This window comes from Enterobacter cloacae complex sp. 2024EL-00711, assembly GCF_047529885.1.
GTDB lineage: Bacteria > Pseudomonadota > Gammaproteobacteria > Enterobacterales > Enterobacteriaceae > Enterobacter > Enterobacter ludwigii.
The window spans coordinates 54,947-69,555 of the sequence record NZ_JBLIZC010000008.1 but is presented as its reverse complement, the minus strand read 5'-3'; the positions used below and the strand labels follow the sequence as shown (position 1 = coordinate 69,555).

Sequence of the window (14,609 nt, the reverse complement as noted above, 5' to 3'; positions counted from 1 at the left end):
TTATTTCTCACTGTCCACTAAACCACGCACGAACGCACGCTGCATGGCTAAAACGATAACGACCGGGGGGATAAGGGTGAGCAGCATCGCCGCCATCACCTGATTCCAGAGCGTGGTGCCTTCACCGGTGGCGATCATGCCTTTGATGCCCGCCACGGCGGTGCCAAGATTGACGTCCTGAATAATCAGCAGCGGCCACAGATACTGGTTCCAGCCGTAGATAAAGGTGATGACAAACAGCGCCGCAAGGTTGGTTTTCGACAGCGGCAGCACGATGTCACGGAAGAAGCGCATCGGCGAGGCTCCGTCAATACGCGCGGCCTCAATCAGCTCGTCCGGCAGGGTCATAAAGAACTGGCGGAACAGGAAGGTGGCGGTGGCCGAGGCCATCAGCGGCAGGGTTAAACCTGCGTAGCTGTCCAGCATCTTCAGGTTGGCGATCACTTCCACCGTCGGGAAGATGCGCACTTCGACCGGCAGCATCAGGGTGATGAAGATCATCCAGAAGAACAGGTTACGCAGGGGAAAGCGGAACCAGACGATGGCGAAAGCCGAGAGCATCGACACCGTGATTTTGCCCACCGTAATACCGAACGCCATGATGAAGCTGTTCAGCATCATCAGCCAGAATGGCGCGCTGTTAGCGCCCACGCCCTGGGTCCAGATGGTTTTCATGTTTTCGAAAAGATGCCCGCCTGGGATCAACGTCATCGGCGTATCAAACACCGCTTTGGTGTCCAGCGTGGCGGCAACGAAGGCCACGTACAGCGGGAACAGAATAACGATGATGCCCAAAATCAGCATGGTGTGGCTGAACATCGTCAGCCCGCGACGGTTCTCGATCATTGGTAGCGCACCTTACTTTCGACATAACGGAACTGCACTACCGTGAGAAGGATGACGAGGAACATCAGCACGACCGACTGGGCGGCGGATGCCGAGAGATCCAGACCGGCAAAGCCTTCGCGATAGATCTTATAGATAAGCGTCGTCGTGGCCTGTACCGGGCCACCGGCCGTAGCGGCGTCGATCACCGGGAAGGTGTCGAAGAAGGCGTAAACCAGGTTGACCACCAGCAGGAAGAAACTCACTGGGGCAATCAGCGGCAGCGACAGCCTAAAGAAACGACGGACCGGCCCTGCACCATCAATCGCCGCGGCTTCAACCAGCGAGCGCGGAATAGACTGCAGCGCAGCAAAGAAGAACAGGAAGTTGTAGCTGATCTGTTTCCACACCGACGCGAAGACCACCAGGAACATCGCCTGACCGCTGTTCTGGGCGTGGTTCCAGTCGTAGCCGAACTCTGCCAGGAAATGGGTAATCAGCCCGCGCCCTGGGTTAAACAGGAAGATCCACAGCACGGCGGCGACGGCAGGTGCCACGGCGTAAGGTAGCAGCATCAGCGTCTGATACAGACGGCTGCCGCGCACCACGTAATCCACCAGCGCCGCGAAAAAGAGCGATGCGACAAGACCGCTGACAGTGACCAGCGCGCTGAACTTCATGGTCGTCCAGAAGGCGTCGAGGTAATAGCTGTCGTGGAACAGCGCGGTAAAGTTATCCAGCCCGACAAACTGGCTGGAAAGCCCAAACGGATCGACGCTTTGTACCGAGTACCAGAGCGCCTCGCCCGCAGGCCAGATAAAGAAGATAACGGTGATGACCAGCTGCGGCGCGACCAGCAAATACGGCAGCCAGCGCGAACGGAACACCGGACGGGATGAGGACATAGTTTAGCTCAGCGTAGGTAGCCCTCATCCCAGCCCTTCCCACAGGGAGAGGGACAGGATGAGGGTAAAATGATTAAGACTTTGTTGATTGCTCAAAGCGGCGCAGCAGCTGATTACCGCGCTCTACCGCAGAATCCAGCGCCTGCTGTGGGGTTTTCTTCCCGGTCCACACGCTTTCCAGCTCTTCATCTACGATGGTACGGATCTGCGGCATGTTCCCCAGACGCAGGCCTTTGGTGAACGGCAATGGCGGCTTGTTGAGCATCTGACGCGTCGCGATATCCGCGCCCGGGTTTTTGCTGTAGAAGCCCTGCTCGCGGGTCAGGTCATACGCAGCCGTGGTGATAGGCAGGTAGCCGGTTTTCTGATGCCATTCGGCGGCATTCTCTGGCTTCGCCAGGAAGTCGAGGAACTCGGCCACGCCCTTGTAGGTGCCCTTGTCTTTGCCCTGCATGACCCACAGGCTCGCCCCACCGATGATGGCGTTCTGCGGTGCGCCTTTCACGTCAGCGTCGTAAGGCATCATGCCTACGCCGTAGTTGAATTTTGCGTAATGACGGATATCCGCCAGAGAGCCGGAAGAGGCGGTCGTAATCGCGCAGTCACCGTTGTAGAACTTCTCGGTGGATTCGTCTTTACGCCCGAAGTAGCTGAAATCGCCCTTCTTGTTGAGATCGGCAAGCAGAGCGATGTGCTTCACCTGCTCTGGCTTGTTGAACTCCAGTACCGCGTCGGTGCCGTCGAAGCCGTTGTTTTTGGTGGCCACCGGCAGGCCGTGCCAGGCGCTGAAGTTTTCAATCTGGATCCAGCCCTGCCAGCCGCTGGCGTAGCCGCACTTCATCCCCGCCGCTTTCAGCTTAGCGGTGTACGCCGCCAGATCCTGCCAGGTTTTTGGCGGTTGTTCCGGATCTAAACCGGCTTTCCTGAAGGCGTCTTTGTTGTAGTACAGCACCGGCGTGGAGCTGTTAAACGGCTGAGACAACAGATGACCGGTTTTGGAATCGGTGTAGTAACCCGCCACGGTCGGCACGAACTGCGATTCGTCGAAGTTGATATCTGCGTCTTTAAACACTTCGTAGACCGGTTTAATGGCTTTAGAGGCCATCATGGTCGCAGTACCGACTTCGTAAACCTGAAGCAGCGCAGGTGCATTACCGGTACGGAAAGCGGCAATGCCCGCGCTCAGGCTCTGCTCGTAGTTACCTTTGTACACCGGCACAATTTTGTAATCCGGATGGGTGTCGTTGAAACGCTGCGCCAGGGAGTCAACTTCTTTACCCAACTCCCCTTCCATGGAATGCCAGAACGGAATGGTGGTGACAGCCATTGCGTTCGCCGCAAAAGTCAGCCCCATTGCCAGACCCAAAGCTGTGTGTCGTAACGATGTCATTGTCATCTCTCTTATTGTGCCGGATGCGCGATATCACGCGTTTTTATGCTCGCGAGGTAACATGACATGCTCGAATGACAGAAAAATAACTGTTTCTTTACAGTGAGATGACAACAAAACGTCAGGCGGATGATGGTTGTGTGAAGGCGGTTGGGGTAAGTTCGGTGCGGTCTGGTGCCCTGCATGAAAAAAGGCAACTGACGTTGCCTTTTTGCTTTTGCTTTTATCTAGCCGCCGAGATAGGCGCTTCGCACCGCTTCGTTTGCCAGCAGCGCGTCGCCGGTATCGGAGAGCACCACGTGGCCGTTTTCCAGCACGTAGCCGCGGTCGGCGAGCTTCAGCGCCTGGTTGGCGTTCTGCTCGACGAGGAAGATGGTCATCCCCTCTTTACGCAGCTGTTCGATGGTGTCGAAGATCTGCTGAATGATGATCGGCGCAAGACCGAGCGACGGTTCATCCAGCAGCAGCAAACGCGGCTGGCTCATCAGCGCGCGGCCAATCGCCAGCATCTGCTGTTCACCACCGGACATCGTGCCGGCCCGCTGAATACGGCGCTCCCACAAACGCGGAAACAGCTCATAGACCCATTTGATGCGGGACTGGTACTGGTCGCGGTCAGCAAAGAAGCCGCCCATCGCAAGGTTCTCTTCCACCGTCATTCGTGAGAAGACGCGACGCCCTTCCGGGACAATCGCCACCGCTTCACGCATGATTCTGGCGGTTTGCCAGTCGGTAATATCTTTGCCATCAAAGACAATCCGCCCGCTGGTGGCGCGCGGGTCGCCGCACAGGGTGCCGAGCAGCGTGGTTTTACCCGCACCGTTCGCGCCAATCAGGGTGACGATTTCGCCCTGATTGATATGCAGGCTGACATCGTGCAGCGCCTGTATCTTGCCGTAGTGAGCATTAACCTTGTCGAACGTTAACATCGCTTTTTCCATCTTATGCCTCACCCAGGTATGCACGGATTACGTCCGGGTTGTTGCGGATCGCTTCCGGCGTCCCGTTTGCCAGCGGCGTGCCCTGGTTCACCACGTAGATACGGTCAGAAATGCCCATCACCAGCTTCATATCATGCTCAATCAGCAGGATGGTGGTGTCGTGATGATCGCGCAGTTCGGCAATCAACTCGTCCAGCTCTTTAGTCTCTTTCGGGTTAAGCCCTGCCGCCGGTTCATCGAGCATCAGGATTTCTGGCTGCGTCACCATGCAGCGCACGATCTCCAGACGACGCTGGTCACCGTAGGCCAGGTTGCTGGCCTGACGGTTCGCATGCTGCAGCAGGCCGATACGGTCGAGCCAGGTGGCGGCGCGGTCGAGCGCTTCATCCTGAGCACGGCGGAAGGCCGGGGTTTTCAGCAGGCCAGAGAAAAGACCGGTTTTGAGCTGCAGGTGTTGCGCCACCAGCAGGTTCTCTATCACCGTCATCTCGCGGAACAGACGCACGTGCTGGAAGGTACGCACCACCCCCATGCGGGCAATCTGCTGGCCCGGAAGCCCTTCCAGATGCTGGTCGCGCAGCTTGATGGTGCCACCCGTCGGCTTGTAGAAACCGGTCAGGCAGTTAAAGACCGTGGTTTTCCCCGCGCCGTTAGGGCCAATCAGGGAGACAATCTCTTTCTTGTGCAGATCCAGATTCACGTTGTTGACGGCCAGCAGGCCGCCAAAACGCATCATCAGGCCGTTAACGGATAATAATGGCTGGCTCATGCCTGCTCTCCTTTCGCTTGCCCGTTTTTCAGCTTCAGCTGTGGACGGGTCATCGGCAGCAAGCCCTGCGGACGCCAGATCATCATCAGCACCATCAAACCACCCAGCATCAGCATGCTGTATTCGTTAAAGTCGCGCATCAGCTCACGAGAGACCACCAGCAGAATGGCCGCCAGGATAACGGCAAACTGCGAGCCCATACCGCCGAGCACCACAATCGCCAGTACAAAGGCAGATTCAGAAAAGGTAAACGATTCGGGGCTGACAAAGCCCTGACGCGCGGCAAACAGCGTACCGGCAAATCCGGCAAACGCGGCGCTGATGGTAAACGCGGTCAGCTTGATGCGGGTCGGGTTGAGGCCCAGTGAACGGCAGGCGATTTCATCTTCACGCAGCGCTTCCCACGCACGGCCCAGCGGCATACGCAGCAGACGGTTAATCACGAACAGGGTAAGCACCACCAGCAGCAGCGCCACCAGGTAGAGCCAAATCACCCGGTCGGACGGATCGTACTTCACGCCAAAGAAGTTGCTGAAGGTATCCCAGCCCCCTTCGCGAGCCGTACGGCTGAATTCCAGACCAAAGAAGGTCGGTTTCGGGATCTGGCTGATCCCGTTCGGGCCGCCGGTCACTTCGGTGTTGTTGAGCAGCAGGATACGCACGATTTCGCCGAAGCCTAAGGTCACAATCGCCAGATAGTCACCGCGCAGGCGTAAGACCGGGAAGCCCAGCAGGAAGCCCGCGGCGGCGGAGACCAGGCCCGCCAGCGGCAGACAGGTCCAGAAGCCGAGACCGTAATAGTGGTTCAGCAGCGCGAAGGTATAGGCCCCGATGGCGTAGAAACCACCGTAGCCCAGCACCAGCAGGCCAGACAGCCCCACCACCACGTTCAGGCCCAGACCGAGGATCACGTAGATCATGGTCAGGGTCGCGATATCGACCGTACCGCGAGAAACCACAAACGGCCACGCCACCGCAGCCACCAGCAGCGCCACGAAGAACAGCTTCTGCTTAACGGTTGAGCCGTCGAGAGCCGGCAGAACGAATTTCGGACCGGAGACACTTTTCAGCGTCTTCTGGAACACAGGACGCAGCATCTGGAACAGAAACACGACCGCGGTGCCAATGAATATCCACTGCCAGCGAATGTCGGCGGCGGTATCCACCACCAGTTTTGTGCCGTCCAGCTCTAACTGGACGCCCATAAAGACGCCTGCCAGCACGAAGAACATGGCGGCAGAGAGGAGCGCCATTGCGAAATGCATCGGTTTCATACTTTCTCTACCTCCGGACGACCCAGAATACCGGTAGGCATTACCAGCAGAACCAGAATCAGCAGGGCAAACGACACCACATCTTTATATTCCGTACTCAGATACACGGAGGAGAGCGCTTCGGCCACGCCCAGGATCAGGCCGCCAATCATCGCGCCAGGAATACTGCCGATACCGCCCAGGACCGCCGCGGTGAAAGCTTTCATCCCGGCCATAAAGCCGATGTACGGGTTGATAACGCCGTAGAACTGCCCCAGCAGGACGCCCGCGACCGCCGCCATCGCTGCCCCAATCACAAAGGTCAGGGCAATAACGCGGTCGGTGTTGATGCCAAGCAGGCTCGCCATCTTCAGATCTTCTGCGCAGGCACGGCAGGCGCGTCCCATACGCGAGTAGCGGATAAAGACCGTCAGGGCGAGCATTGCAACGAAGGTCACCACCCAGATCACCAGCTGCATGGTGGTGATAGAGGCAGAGAAGTTCTCGCTGGCACCGACCACCCACTGACCGTTGAACAGGCTTGGCAGCGCCACGTCGCGCGAGCCTTCCGTCAGGCTGACGTAGTTTTGCAGGAAGATCGACATCCCGATGGCGGAGATCAGCGCAATCAGGCGTTTGGAGCTACGCACCGGCCGGTACGCCACGCGTTCAATGCTCCAGCCATAGGCGCTGGCAATCACAATCGCGCCGACAAACCCGGCGGCGACCAGCAGCCAGCTGCTGTCGATACCCATCATCATCAGGGCGGCGATAATCATAAAGGAGACATAGCTACCGATCATGTAGACCTCGCCGTGGGCGAAGTTAATCATGCCGATAATGCCGTAAACCATCGTGTAGCCGATGGCGATCAGCGCGTAGGTGCTTCCCAGCGTGACGCCGTTAAACATCTGCTGCAGGAAATAGAGAAACTGCTCGGACATATGCAAACCTTTTTATACCCGCCCGGCGGTCCGGGCGGTGGGATAATTATTTGGCGACCGAGGACGAACCGTCGGCGTGCCACTTAAAGACACCAAACTCAAATCCCTTCAGATCGCCTTTCTCATCCCAGTTCAGCGGCCCAATCACGGTGTTCGCCCCGTGTGCTTTTAAATCTTTCACCAGATCCAGCGGTTCTTTGCTGCCGGTGCGATCCAGCGCGGTTGCCAGAGACTGCACCGCCGCGTAGGTGATCCAGACGTACGGACCACTTGGATCTTTCTTCTGCGCCTTGAGCGCGTCTACGATAGCCTTGTTCGCAGGATCCTGGTCATAGCGTTTTGGCATCGTCACCAGCATGCCTTCGCCTGCGTCCCCGGCGATGTTCGACAGGGAGGCGTTACCGACGCCTTCTGGCCCCATAAACTGGGTTTTCAGCCCGACCGAACGCGCCTGACGCAGCATCTGACCCATTTCCGGGTAGTAGCCGCCGTAGTAAACAAAATCGATATTCTCTTTTTGCAGGCGGGCGATCAGCGCGGAGAAATCTTTCTCGCCAGCGGTAATGCCATCAAAGAAGACGATATTCGCGCCGCCTTTTTTCAGCCCGTCCTGAACGGAGCGCGCCAGGCCTTCGCCGTACTGCTGTTTGTCATGAATAATGGCGATGCGCGTCGGCTTGACGGTATCGAGGATGTATCGGGCGGCGGTTGGTCCCTGAGACGAGTCCAGACCGGCAGTACGCATGATGTGCTGATAACCGCGCTGAGTCAGTTCAGGGTTGGTTGCGCCCGGGGTAATCATCAGAATGCCTTCGTCTTCGTAGATGTCCGACGCAGGCTGGGTGGACGACGAGCACAGGTGGCCAATCACGTACTGAATACCATCGTTCACGATTTTGTTAGCAACCGCGACGGCCTGTTTGGGATCGCAGGCGTCGTCATATTCCACGCCAACCAGCTTGTCGCCTTTGATGCCGCCTTTGGCGTTGATGTCTTTGATTGCCTGGCGAGCACCGTTGAACTCCATGTCCCCCCACTGGGCAACAGGACCGGACATCGCACCCACTACAGCAACCTTAATATCTTCCGCCATGGCTGCATGCGAAATCGCCAATGCAACCATCCCCGCGATTAACGTCTTCGCGTTCCTTTTCATCTCTGAATCCCCATTCGTGATGTCGTGTATATATTTTGTTTTATTATGGTTAAAAAGCATTCTGTACTTTTAATGCACAACGCTATTTTTACCAGCGCCTTTAATGGTTTAGCGCAGTTTTTTCATAAAAACCAGACTAAAATCTCTATTTTTCAGGCGATTAAGCAAAGATAATATTCTGAAACAAGGCAGAGATAAACAAATAAAATTGCAGTTTGCAGCATAAAATAACGGTACAAAGCGCCGAATAATTCACTGCCATTCAGGTTAAAATTCTGCTTATTTTTCGATCCATGTGTTTTCAAACTGCCCTTCGCGCTGCCAAAAAACTAATCACCTGGTGAGCCGGGATAAAAAGAGGAAGCCGCTGAGGGAATAAATTGAGTACACTGCCCCTACTCAATTTGATTTGGACAAGCAGCTAATGAAACTGACTATCGTGCGTCTGGTGACCTTTAGCGACCAGGATCATATCGACCTGGGCAAGATCTGGCCGGAATATTCCCCTTCGTCGCTCCGTGTCGATGAGACACACCGCATCTACGCCGCGCGCTTTAACGAGCGTCTGCTCGCCGCGGTTCGCGTGACGCTGAGCGGCACCGAAGGGGCGCTGGACTCACTGCGCGTACGTGACGTGACCCGTCGTCGCGGTGTGGGGCAGTATTTAATTGAAGAAATAATCCGTGAAAACCCGAACGTTACCTCCTGGTGGATGGCCGACGTGGGCGTGGAAGACCGCGGCGTGATGGCGGCGTTTATGCAGGCGTTAGGGTTTACGGCGCAGGAAAACGGGTGGGAGAAACGTCAGGTTTGCTGAATGCCGCCTGATGCCCTCACCCCGCCCCTCTCCCACAGGAGAGGGTGCAAATACTAAAACGGCAACCGAAAGGTTGCCGTTTGCTTTTATTTGGCGTCGGTTGCCGTTCCGTTAGCATGCCAGTCAAACACGCCGAACTCGAAGCCTTTCAGATCGCCCTTCGCATCCCAGGAAAGCGGACCCATCACGGTATCGACAGAGTTGGCTTTCAGCCAGGTGGCAATCTCAGCCGGATCGGCTGACTGGTTCAGACCCGCCTGCAGAGACTGCAGCGCAGCGTAGGTGGTCCAGACGAACGCGCCGCTTGGATCCTGTTTCTTCGCCTTGATGGCATCTACGATCGGTTTGTTCGCAGGCACCTGGTCGTAGTTCTTCGGTTTGGTCACCAGCAGGCCTTCAGCAGACTCACCGGCGATGTTAGACAGGGAAACGTTCGCAACCCCTTCCGGACCCATAAACTGGGTTTTCAGGCCAGCCGCACGTGCCTGACGCAGGATCTGGCCCATTTCAGGGTGATAGCCACCGTAGTAAACGAAATCAATATTCTCTTTCTTCAGACGTGCCACCAGAGTGGAGAAGTCTTTCTCACCGGCGGTGATACCGTCGAAGAAGACCACATTGGCATTGCCTTTCTTCAGACCATCCTGCACGGCACGCGCCAGACCTTCACCGTACTGCTGTTTGTCGTGAACAATCGCGATACGCTTCGGCTTCACGTTGTCCAGAATGTATTTTGCCGCGGTTGGGCCCTGGTCTGAATCCAGACCGGTGGTACGCAGGGTCAGCTTATAGCCACGTGCGGTCAGCTCCGGCGCCGTTGCAGCCGGGGTGATCATCAGAATGCCTTCGTCTTCGTAGATATCAGACGCGGGCTGCGTGGAAGAGGAGCACAGGTGACCGATAACGTATTTGATCCCGTCGTTCACCACTTTGTTCGCCACGGCAACCGCTTGTTTCGGGTCACAGGCATCATCATATTTTACGATCTGCAGTTTTTCGCCCTTGATGCCGCCCTTAGCATTAATGTCTGCAACCGCCTGTTCTGCGCCGGTAAATTCCTGGTCGCCGTACTGTGCTACCGGACCGGACATCGCGCCCACGACAGCCACTTTAATATCGGCCTGTGCCATCGTGCTGAATGCCAACGCAATACATCCTGCCAGTAACGCTTTACCCTTCATATTCATCCTGAGATTCCCCATTATTATGGTTATTACGATTGTCGTGATGTTGTTGTGTAGCGCTTTATTTCAGTTATAGGTATGACAGTCGCGCTTTTTCAGCATACTCTGCTAAAACATACCCCATTTTTATGATTTTGGAATAGCTAATTTGAAATGAATATATGATAAGCCCGGCAGGGATCACCGCCGGGCAAGGGCTTTAACGTGTCAGCGACGCGGAGATAATATCCAGCGCTTTACGGAACTGAACTTCGGGGATGGTAAGCGGATAGAGGAAACGGATAACGTTGCCGTACACGCCGCAGCTCAGCAGCAATAGACCTTCCTGCAACGCACGCTCCTGGACCTGACGCGTGAATTCAGGCGACGGCAGCCCGGTTTGCGGGTCGTTAAACTCCACCGCCACCATTGAGCCCTGGGCACGAATATCAGCGATAAACGGACAGTCGCCCTTCGCTTTGTTCAGCACTTCCACCAGATGATGGCCAAGATGCGCCGCGCGCGTGCAGAGATCCTCTTCATCAATCACATCCAGCACGGCATGGGCTGCGGCAATCGCCAGCGGGTTGCCGGCGTAAGTCCCGCCCAGCCCGCCAGGAGCGGGGGCATCCATCACTTCCGCCCGGCCAGAGACCGCCGAGAGCGGCATCCCGCCGGCCAGGCTTTTCGCCATGGTGATCAAATCCGGCTTCACGCAATGGTGTTCCATCGAGAACAGCTTGCCGGTTCGCGCAAAGCCACTTTGCACTTCGTCAGCAATCAGCAAAATTCCGTGCGTATCGCACAGTTCGCGCAGGGCCTGCATAAAATCGGCGGGGGCAATGTTGAATCCCCCCTCCCCCTGAACCGGTTCCAGGATAATGGCCGCCACCTGGTCCGGCGCAATGTCGGCTTTGAAGATGCGTTCGAGGCTTTTTAACGCTTCTGCCGTGCTGACGCCGTACAGATCATTTGGATAGTGTGCGTGATAAACCGATCCGGGAAACGGACCGAAACCGAGTTTGTACGGCGCCACTTTCCCCGTCAACGCCATCGTCATAAAGGTACGGCCGTGGAAGGCACCGCCAAAGGCGATCAGGCCAGGACGACGGGTATACGCGCGGGCAATTTTTACCGCGTTTTCGACCGCCTCTGCTCCCGTAGAGAAGAAAGCCGTTTTGGCAGGCCCATCAACGGGTACACGTTGGTTGATACGCTCGGCAAGCGCCACATAGCCTTCGTACGGGACAATCTGATATGCCGTATGGGTAAATGCGTGGAGTTGTTTTTCGATGGCGGCAATAACTTTTGGATGCCGATGGCCGGTATTCAGCACCGCAATCCCGGCGGCGAAGTCGATATACTCGTTACCCTCGACGTCCCACAACGTGGCATTTTCGGCTTTATCGGCGTAGAAGTTACACATCACGCCGATACCGCGCGGCGTCGCCTGCAAACGCCGGTCATTCAGTTCACTGTTTTTCACCCTGTCCCCCTGAGAAAGTCACCTGCTTAGCGCATCTGTAAGTGTTTGCCAGGGGGAGGGAATTCGCCAGAGCGGGAGATAAAAAAACAAAACCCCCGAATTTGCATTCGAGGGTTATCGGGGACATCGCGGAAATTACGCTTCGATAGCGGCGCGAAGTTTTTTCATGGCGTTCTTTTCAAGCTGACGCACACGTTCAGCGGAGACGCCGTAGCGGTCGGCCAGCTCCTGCAGCGTGGACTTGTTGTCTTCGTCCAGCCAGCGGGCGCGGATAATATCCTGGCTACGTTCGTCGAGGCCTTCCATTGCTGAAGTCAGCTTGTTCGCGGCCTGATCTTCCCAGTTATCCTCTTCAATGCCGTCAGCAAAGTTAGAGGTTTTATCCTGCAGATACAGAACCGGTGCCATTGGCTGGCTGTCAGAGCCGTCGTCGTCGGAGGACATATCGAAGGTCATGTCCTGCGCGGCCATACGGGATTCCATCTCACGCACGTCTTTGCTGGATACGCCCAGCTCGCGCGCCACCATTTCAACTTCATCCTGATTGAACCAGCCCAGACGCTGCTTGGTTTTACGCAGGTTGAAGAACAGTTTACGTTGCGCTTTTGTCGTGGCGACTTTCACGATACGCCAGTTGCGCAGCACGTATTCATGAATTTCTGCTTTGATCCAGTGTACGGCGAAGGAGACCAGTCGCACACCCACTTCCGGGTTGAAGCGACGTACAGCCTTCATCAGACCGATGTTACCTTCCTGAATCAAGTCCGCCTGCGGCAGGCCATAGCCCGCATAATTACGAGCAATGTGAACAACAAAGCGCAGGTGAGACAGGATCAGCTTTTTCGCTGCTTCCAGATCGCCCTGGTAATGCAGCTTTTCAGCAAGCTCCTTTTCTTCCTCGGCCGTTAACATCGGCCAGGTGTTCGCAGCCCGGATATAAGATTCCAGGTTACCAACAGGGGCTAAAGCTAAAGTTTGCATTTCTTTGGTCATTCATTCCTCTCAATGTTTCTTCTGGTCCAGGCTGTCCCCATCAGGCAACAACCATGCCAAAGCGTTTGAGCCACGAGATTAGCATTCACTCTTTTATCAGACAGTGATTTTATCCACAAGTTCCAGGTGCAACGGTGAATAAATTACGCACAAATTGTGACATGGAGATGATAACAGGGGAAGAGACAACAGGGACGCTTTCCCTGCAGAGCGAACATCTCGGTGCAGGGAAAGATTATATCACGCTTTTATTAGTCGGGAGTAAAGTGACGTAAATGTTGCACGGTTGCCAGCCATGCTGCCACCCAGCCGATCATCGAGCACACCAGCAGCAGTAACAGGCACTCATCGAACCCTAAGCCGCTGATATCAAACTTCGTTCCGAAAACCTGCGCCACCTCGGTTACGGCAGAGGACAGCCGCATCACCAAAATTTCTGACAATATCAGTGAAAGAAATGCGCCGGAAAAACCGAGCAATGCGCCGCCGTACAGGAACGGACGCAGGATGAAGCCATCCGTCGCACCAATCAGTTTCTGCACGTTGATGGTGTCGCGACGCGCGAAAATGCTCAGGCGTACGCTGTTACCGATGACGAGGAAGACCGCCGCCACCATCAGCACACCAATCATCGCCGCCACGCGCCCTACCAGCCCGGTCAGCGCAGCAAGACGCGCAAACCAGCTGTCATCCATGCGCACTTCATCAATCCCGTTGATACGGGTGATGCGGTCACGCAGGGTGTTGAGCGAATCGGTCCCCTGGAAATCGAGTTTCGGGATCACCACCGCCACGGCCGGGAGGGGGTTCTCTTCAAGCATGTCCAGCGCACCGCCAAAGCCTGACCAGTTACGGAACTCACCCAGGGCTTCTTCACGAGAGAGATAATTCACTTTCTCTACGCCCTGTTCGGCCTGGATTTGCCCCACAACCTGCGCCGCCGCGTTATCGTCGAGCGCCTTATCCAGATAGACCGTGATCTGCGGAGAAGGATAGTACTGCGACGCCGCCTGGTTAACGTTTTTATAGACCATGTAGCAGACGCTTGGCAGCGTCAGGGAGATGGCAATCACCATCACCGTCAGGAAAGTCGCCAGCGGTTTGCTTTTCAGGTCCTGCAACGCACCGTGGAACGCATAACGCACCTGCTCGTTGAACACGTTGGTTTTGCGGGAGTTCGGCTTAGGCGCCGCTTTCGCACGCTTTGGTGCATTACGATTGCCGTCACCGCCGCCCTGCGGCTTACGGAAGCGGTCAAACCGGTTTCCGAACTGCCGAATCTGGTTTATTGCATCACGCTTATTCACCGAGGCCTCCGTGCAAATGACCGTCGCTCAGGGTCAGCATGCGGTACGAACGACGGGAAATCAGCCCGATGTCGTGCGTTGCCATCAATACCGTCACCCCAACGCGGTTAAATTCCTCAAACAGACGCAAAATCCCTTCTGACAGGGCGTCGTCCAGGTTACCGGTCGGTTCATCCGCCAGCAGTACCGCAGGTTTGTTCACCACCGCACGGGCAATCCCCACACGCTGCTGTTCACCGCCAGACAGCTGGATCGGGAAGTTCTTCGCTTTGTCTAGCAGCCCGACTTTATCCAGCGCCGCAGAGACGCGACGACGGATATCATCATAGCTGGCACCGGCAATAATCAGCGGAATGGCCACGTTATCGAAAACGGTGCGATCCATCAGCAGGTGGTGGTCCTGGAAAATCATGCCAATCTGACGACGCAGGAAAGGCACCTCACGGTTTTTCAGACGGCTAATATCATGGCCGCTGAACCAGATTTTCCCGGCGCTCGGCCGCTCGATCCCACAGATAAGCTTGAGCAGGGTACTTTTCCCCGCGCCGGAATGGCCGGTCAGGAATGCCATCTCGCCTGGCTGCAGGTGGAATGTCACCCCCTGCAGCGCTTGTCTCCCACCGAGATAGGCCTTGCTGACGTGTTCAAAGCGAATCATTG

Annotated in this window: 14 protein-coding genes; 1 reads left to right on the top strand and 13 read right to left on the bottom strand. The window is 56.1% G+C overall.

Annotation, left to right across the window (positions count from 1 at the left end; all coding sequences use genetic code 11):
• From ugpE to livK, 8 genes are all read right to left on the bottom strand, one after another.
• The gene (gene ugpE, locus ACMVME_RS19435) at window positions 1-846 is read right to left on the bottom strand and encodes a sn-glycerol-3-phosphate ABC transporter permease UgpE (RefSeq protein ID WP_014171997.1); all 846 of its coding nucleotides are present in this window, start codon (window positions 844-846) and stop codon (window positions 1-3) included.
• Window positions 843-1,730, bottom strand: a complete 888-nt coding sequence (gene ugpA, locus ACMVME_RS19430; RefSeq protein ID WP_014171998.1) for a sn-glycerol-3-phosphate ABC transporter permease UgpA — start codon at window positions 1,728-1,730, stop codon at window positions 843-845. The genes ugpE and ugpA overlap by 4 nt, the downstream gene beginning before the upstream one ends.
• A gap of 73 nt (window positions 1,731-1,803) precedes the next feature.
• Window positions 1,804-3,120 (bottom strand): sn-glycerol-3-phosphate ABC transporter substrate-binding protein UgpB, encoded by a 1,317-nt coding sequence (gene ugpB / locus ACMVME_RS19425; protein ID WP_068795407.1) that lies wholly within the window; start codon window positions 3,118-3,120, stop codon window positions 1,804-1,806.
• A 227-nt stretch (window positions 3,121-3,347) separates the two neighbouring features.
• Window positions 3,348-4,061: a high-affinity branched-chain amino acid ABC transporter ATP-binding protein LivF gene (gene livF / locus ACMVME_RS19420; RefSeq protein ID WP_020884549.1), complete on the bottom strand. Its 714-nt coding sequence runs from the start codon at window positions 4,059-4,061 to the stop codon at window positions 3,348-3,350.
• A gap of 1 nt (window position 4,062) precedes the next feature.
• Complete coding sequence (gene livG, locus ACMVME_RS19415) at window positions 4,063-4,830, bottom strand: high-affinity branched-chain amino acid ABC transporter ATP-binding protein LivG (RefSeq protein ID WP_068795406.1); 768 nt, start codon at window positions 4,828-4,830, stop codon at window positions 4,063-4,065.
• Window positions 4,827-6,104, bottom strand: a complete 1,278-nt coding sequence (locus tag ACMVME_RS19410) for a high-affinity branched-chain amino acid ABC transporter permease LivM (protein WP_068795405.1) — start codon at window positions 6,102-6,104, stop codon at window positions 4,827-4,829. The genes livG and ACMVME_RS19410 overlap by 4 nt, the downstream gene beginning before the upstream one ends.
• Window positions 6,101-7,027, bottom strand: coding sequence for a high-affinity branched-chain amino acid ABC transporter permease LivH (gene livH, locus ACMVME_RS19405; protein WP_414743488.1), 927 nt, complete (start codon window positions 7,025-7,027; stop codon window positions 6,101-6,103). The genes ACMVME_RS19410 and livH overlap by 4 nt, the downstream gene beginning before the upstream one ends.
• 46 nt (window positions 7,028-7,073) lie before the next feature.
• A complete protein-coding gene (gene livK / locus ACMVME_RS19400) occupies window positions 7,074-8,183 on the bottom strand; it encodes a high-affinity branched-chain amino acid ABC transporter substrate-binding protein LivK (protein ID WP_020884546.1) in 1,110 nt (369 codons plus the stop codon).
• A 424-nt stretch (window positions 8,184-8,607) separates the two neighbouring features.
• Here livK and panM point away from each other — a divergent pair, with 424 nt between their 5' ends.
• Window positions 8,608-9,000 (top strand): aspartate 1-decarboxylase autocleavage activator PanM, encoded by a 393-nt coding sequence (panM, locus tag ACMVME_RS19395; protein ID WP_020884545.1) that lies wholly within the window; start codon window positions 8,608-8,610, stop codon window positions 8,998-9,000.
• An 86-nt stretch (window positions 9,001-9,086) separates the two neighbouring features.
• Here the strand turns inward: panM and livJ are convergent, their stop codons facing one another.
• The 5 genes from livJ to ftsE form a co-directional block, all read right to left on the bottom strand.
• Window positions 9,087-10,187 carry a branched chain amino acid ABC transporter substrate-binding protein LivJ gene (livJ, locus tag ACMVME_RS19390; RefSeq protein WP_072126534.1) on the bottom strand — a complete coding sequence of 367 codons (1,101 nt, stop codon included), beginning with the start codon at window positions 10,185-10,187 and terminating at the stop codon, window positions 9,087-9,089.
• A 196-nt stretch (window positions 10,188-10,383) separates the two neighbouring features.
• Window positions 10,384-11,649, bottom strand: coding sequence for a 4-aminobutyrate--2-oxoglutarate transaminase (locus tag ACMVME_RS19385; protein WP_068795404.1), 1,266 nt, complete (start codon window positions 11,647-11,649; stop codon window positions 10,384-10,386).
• A gap of 135 nt (window positions 11,650-11,784) precedes the next feature.
• On the bottom strand, window positions 11,785-12,642 hold the full coding sequence (gene rpoH / locus ACMVME_RS19380) for an RNA polymerase sigma factor RpoH (RefSeq protein ID WP_014172011.1): 858 nt from the start codon (window positions 12,640-12,642) through the stop codon (window positions 11,785-11,787).
• A 251-nt stretch (window positions 12,643-12,893) separates the two neighbouring features.
• Entirely contained in the window at window positions 12,894-13,949 is a 1,056-nt protein-coding gene (ftsX, locus tag ACMVME_RS19375; RefSeq protein WP_014172012.1) for a permease-like cell division protein FtsX, read from the bottom strand.
• Window positions 13,942-14,607 carry a cell division ATP-binding protein FtsE gene (gene ftsE / locus ACMVME_RS19370; RefSeq protein ID WP_014172013.1) on the bottom strand — a complete coding sequence of 222 codons (666 nt, stop codon included), beginning with the start codon at window positions 14,605-14,607 and terminating at the stop codon, window positions 13,942-13,944. The genes ftsX and ftsE overlap by 8 nt, the downstream gene beginning before the upstream one ends.
• Window positions 14,608-14,609: the final 2 nt, after the last annotated feature.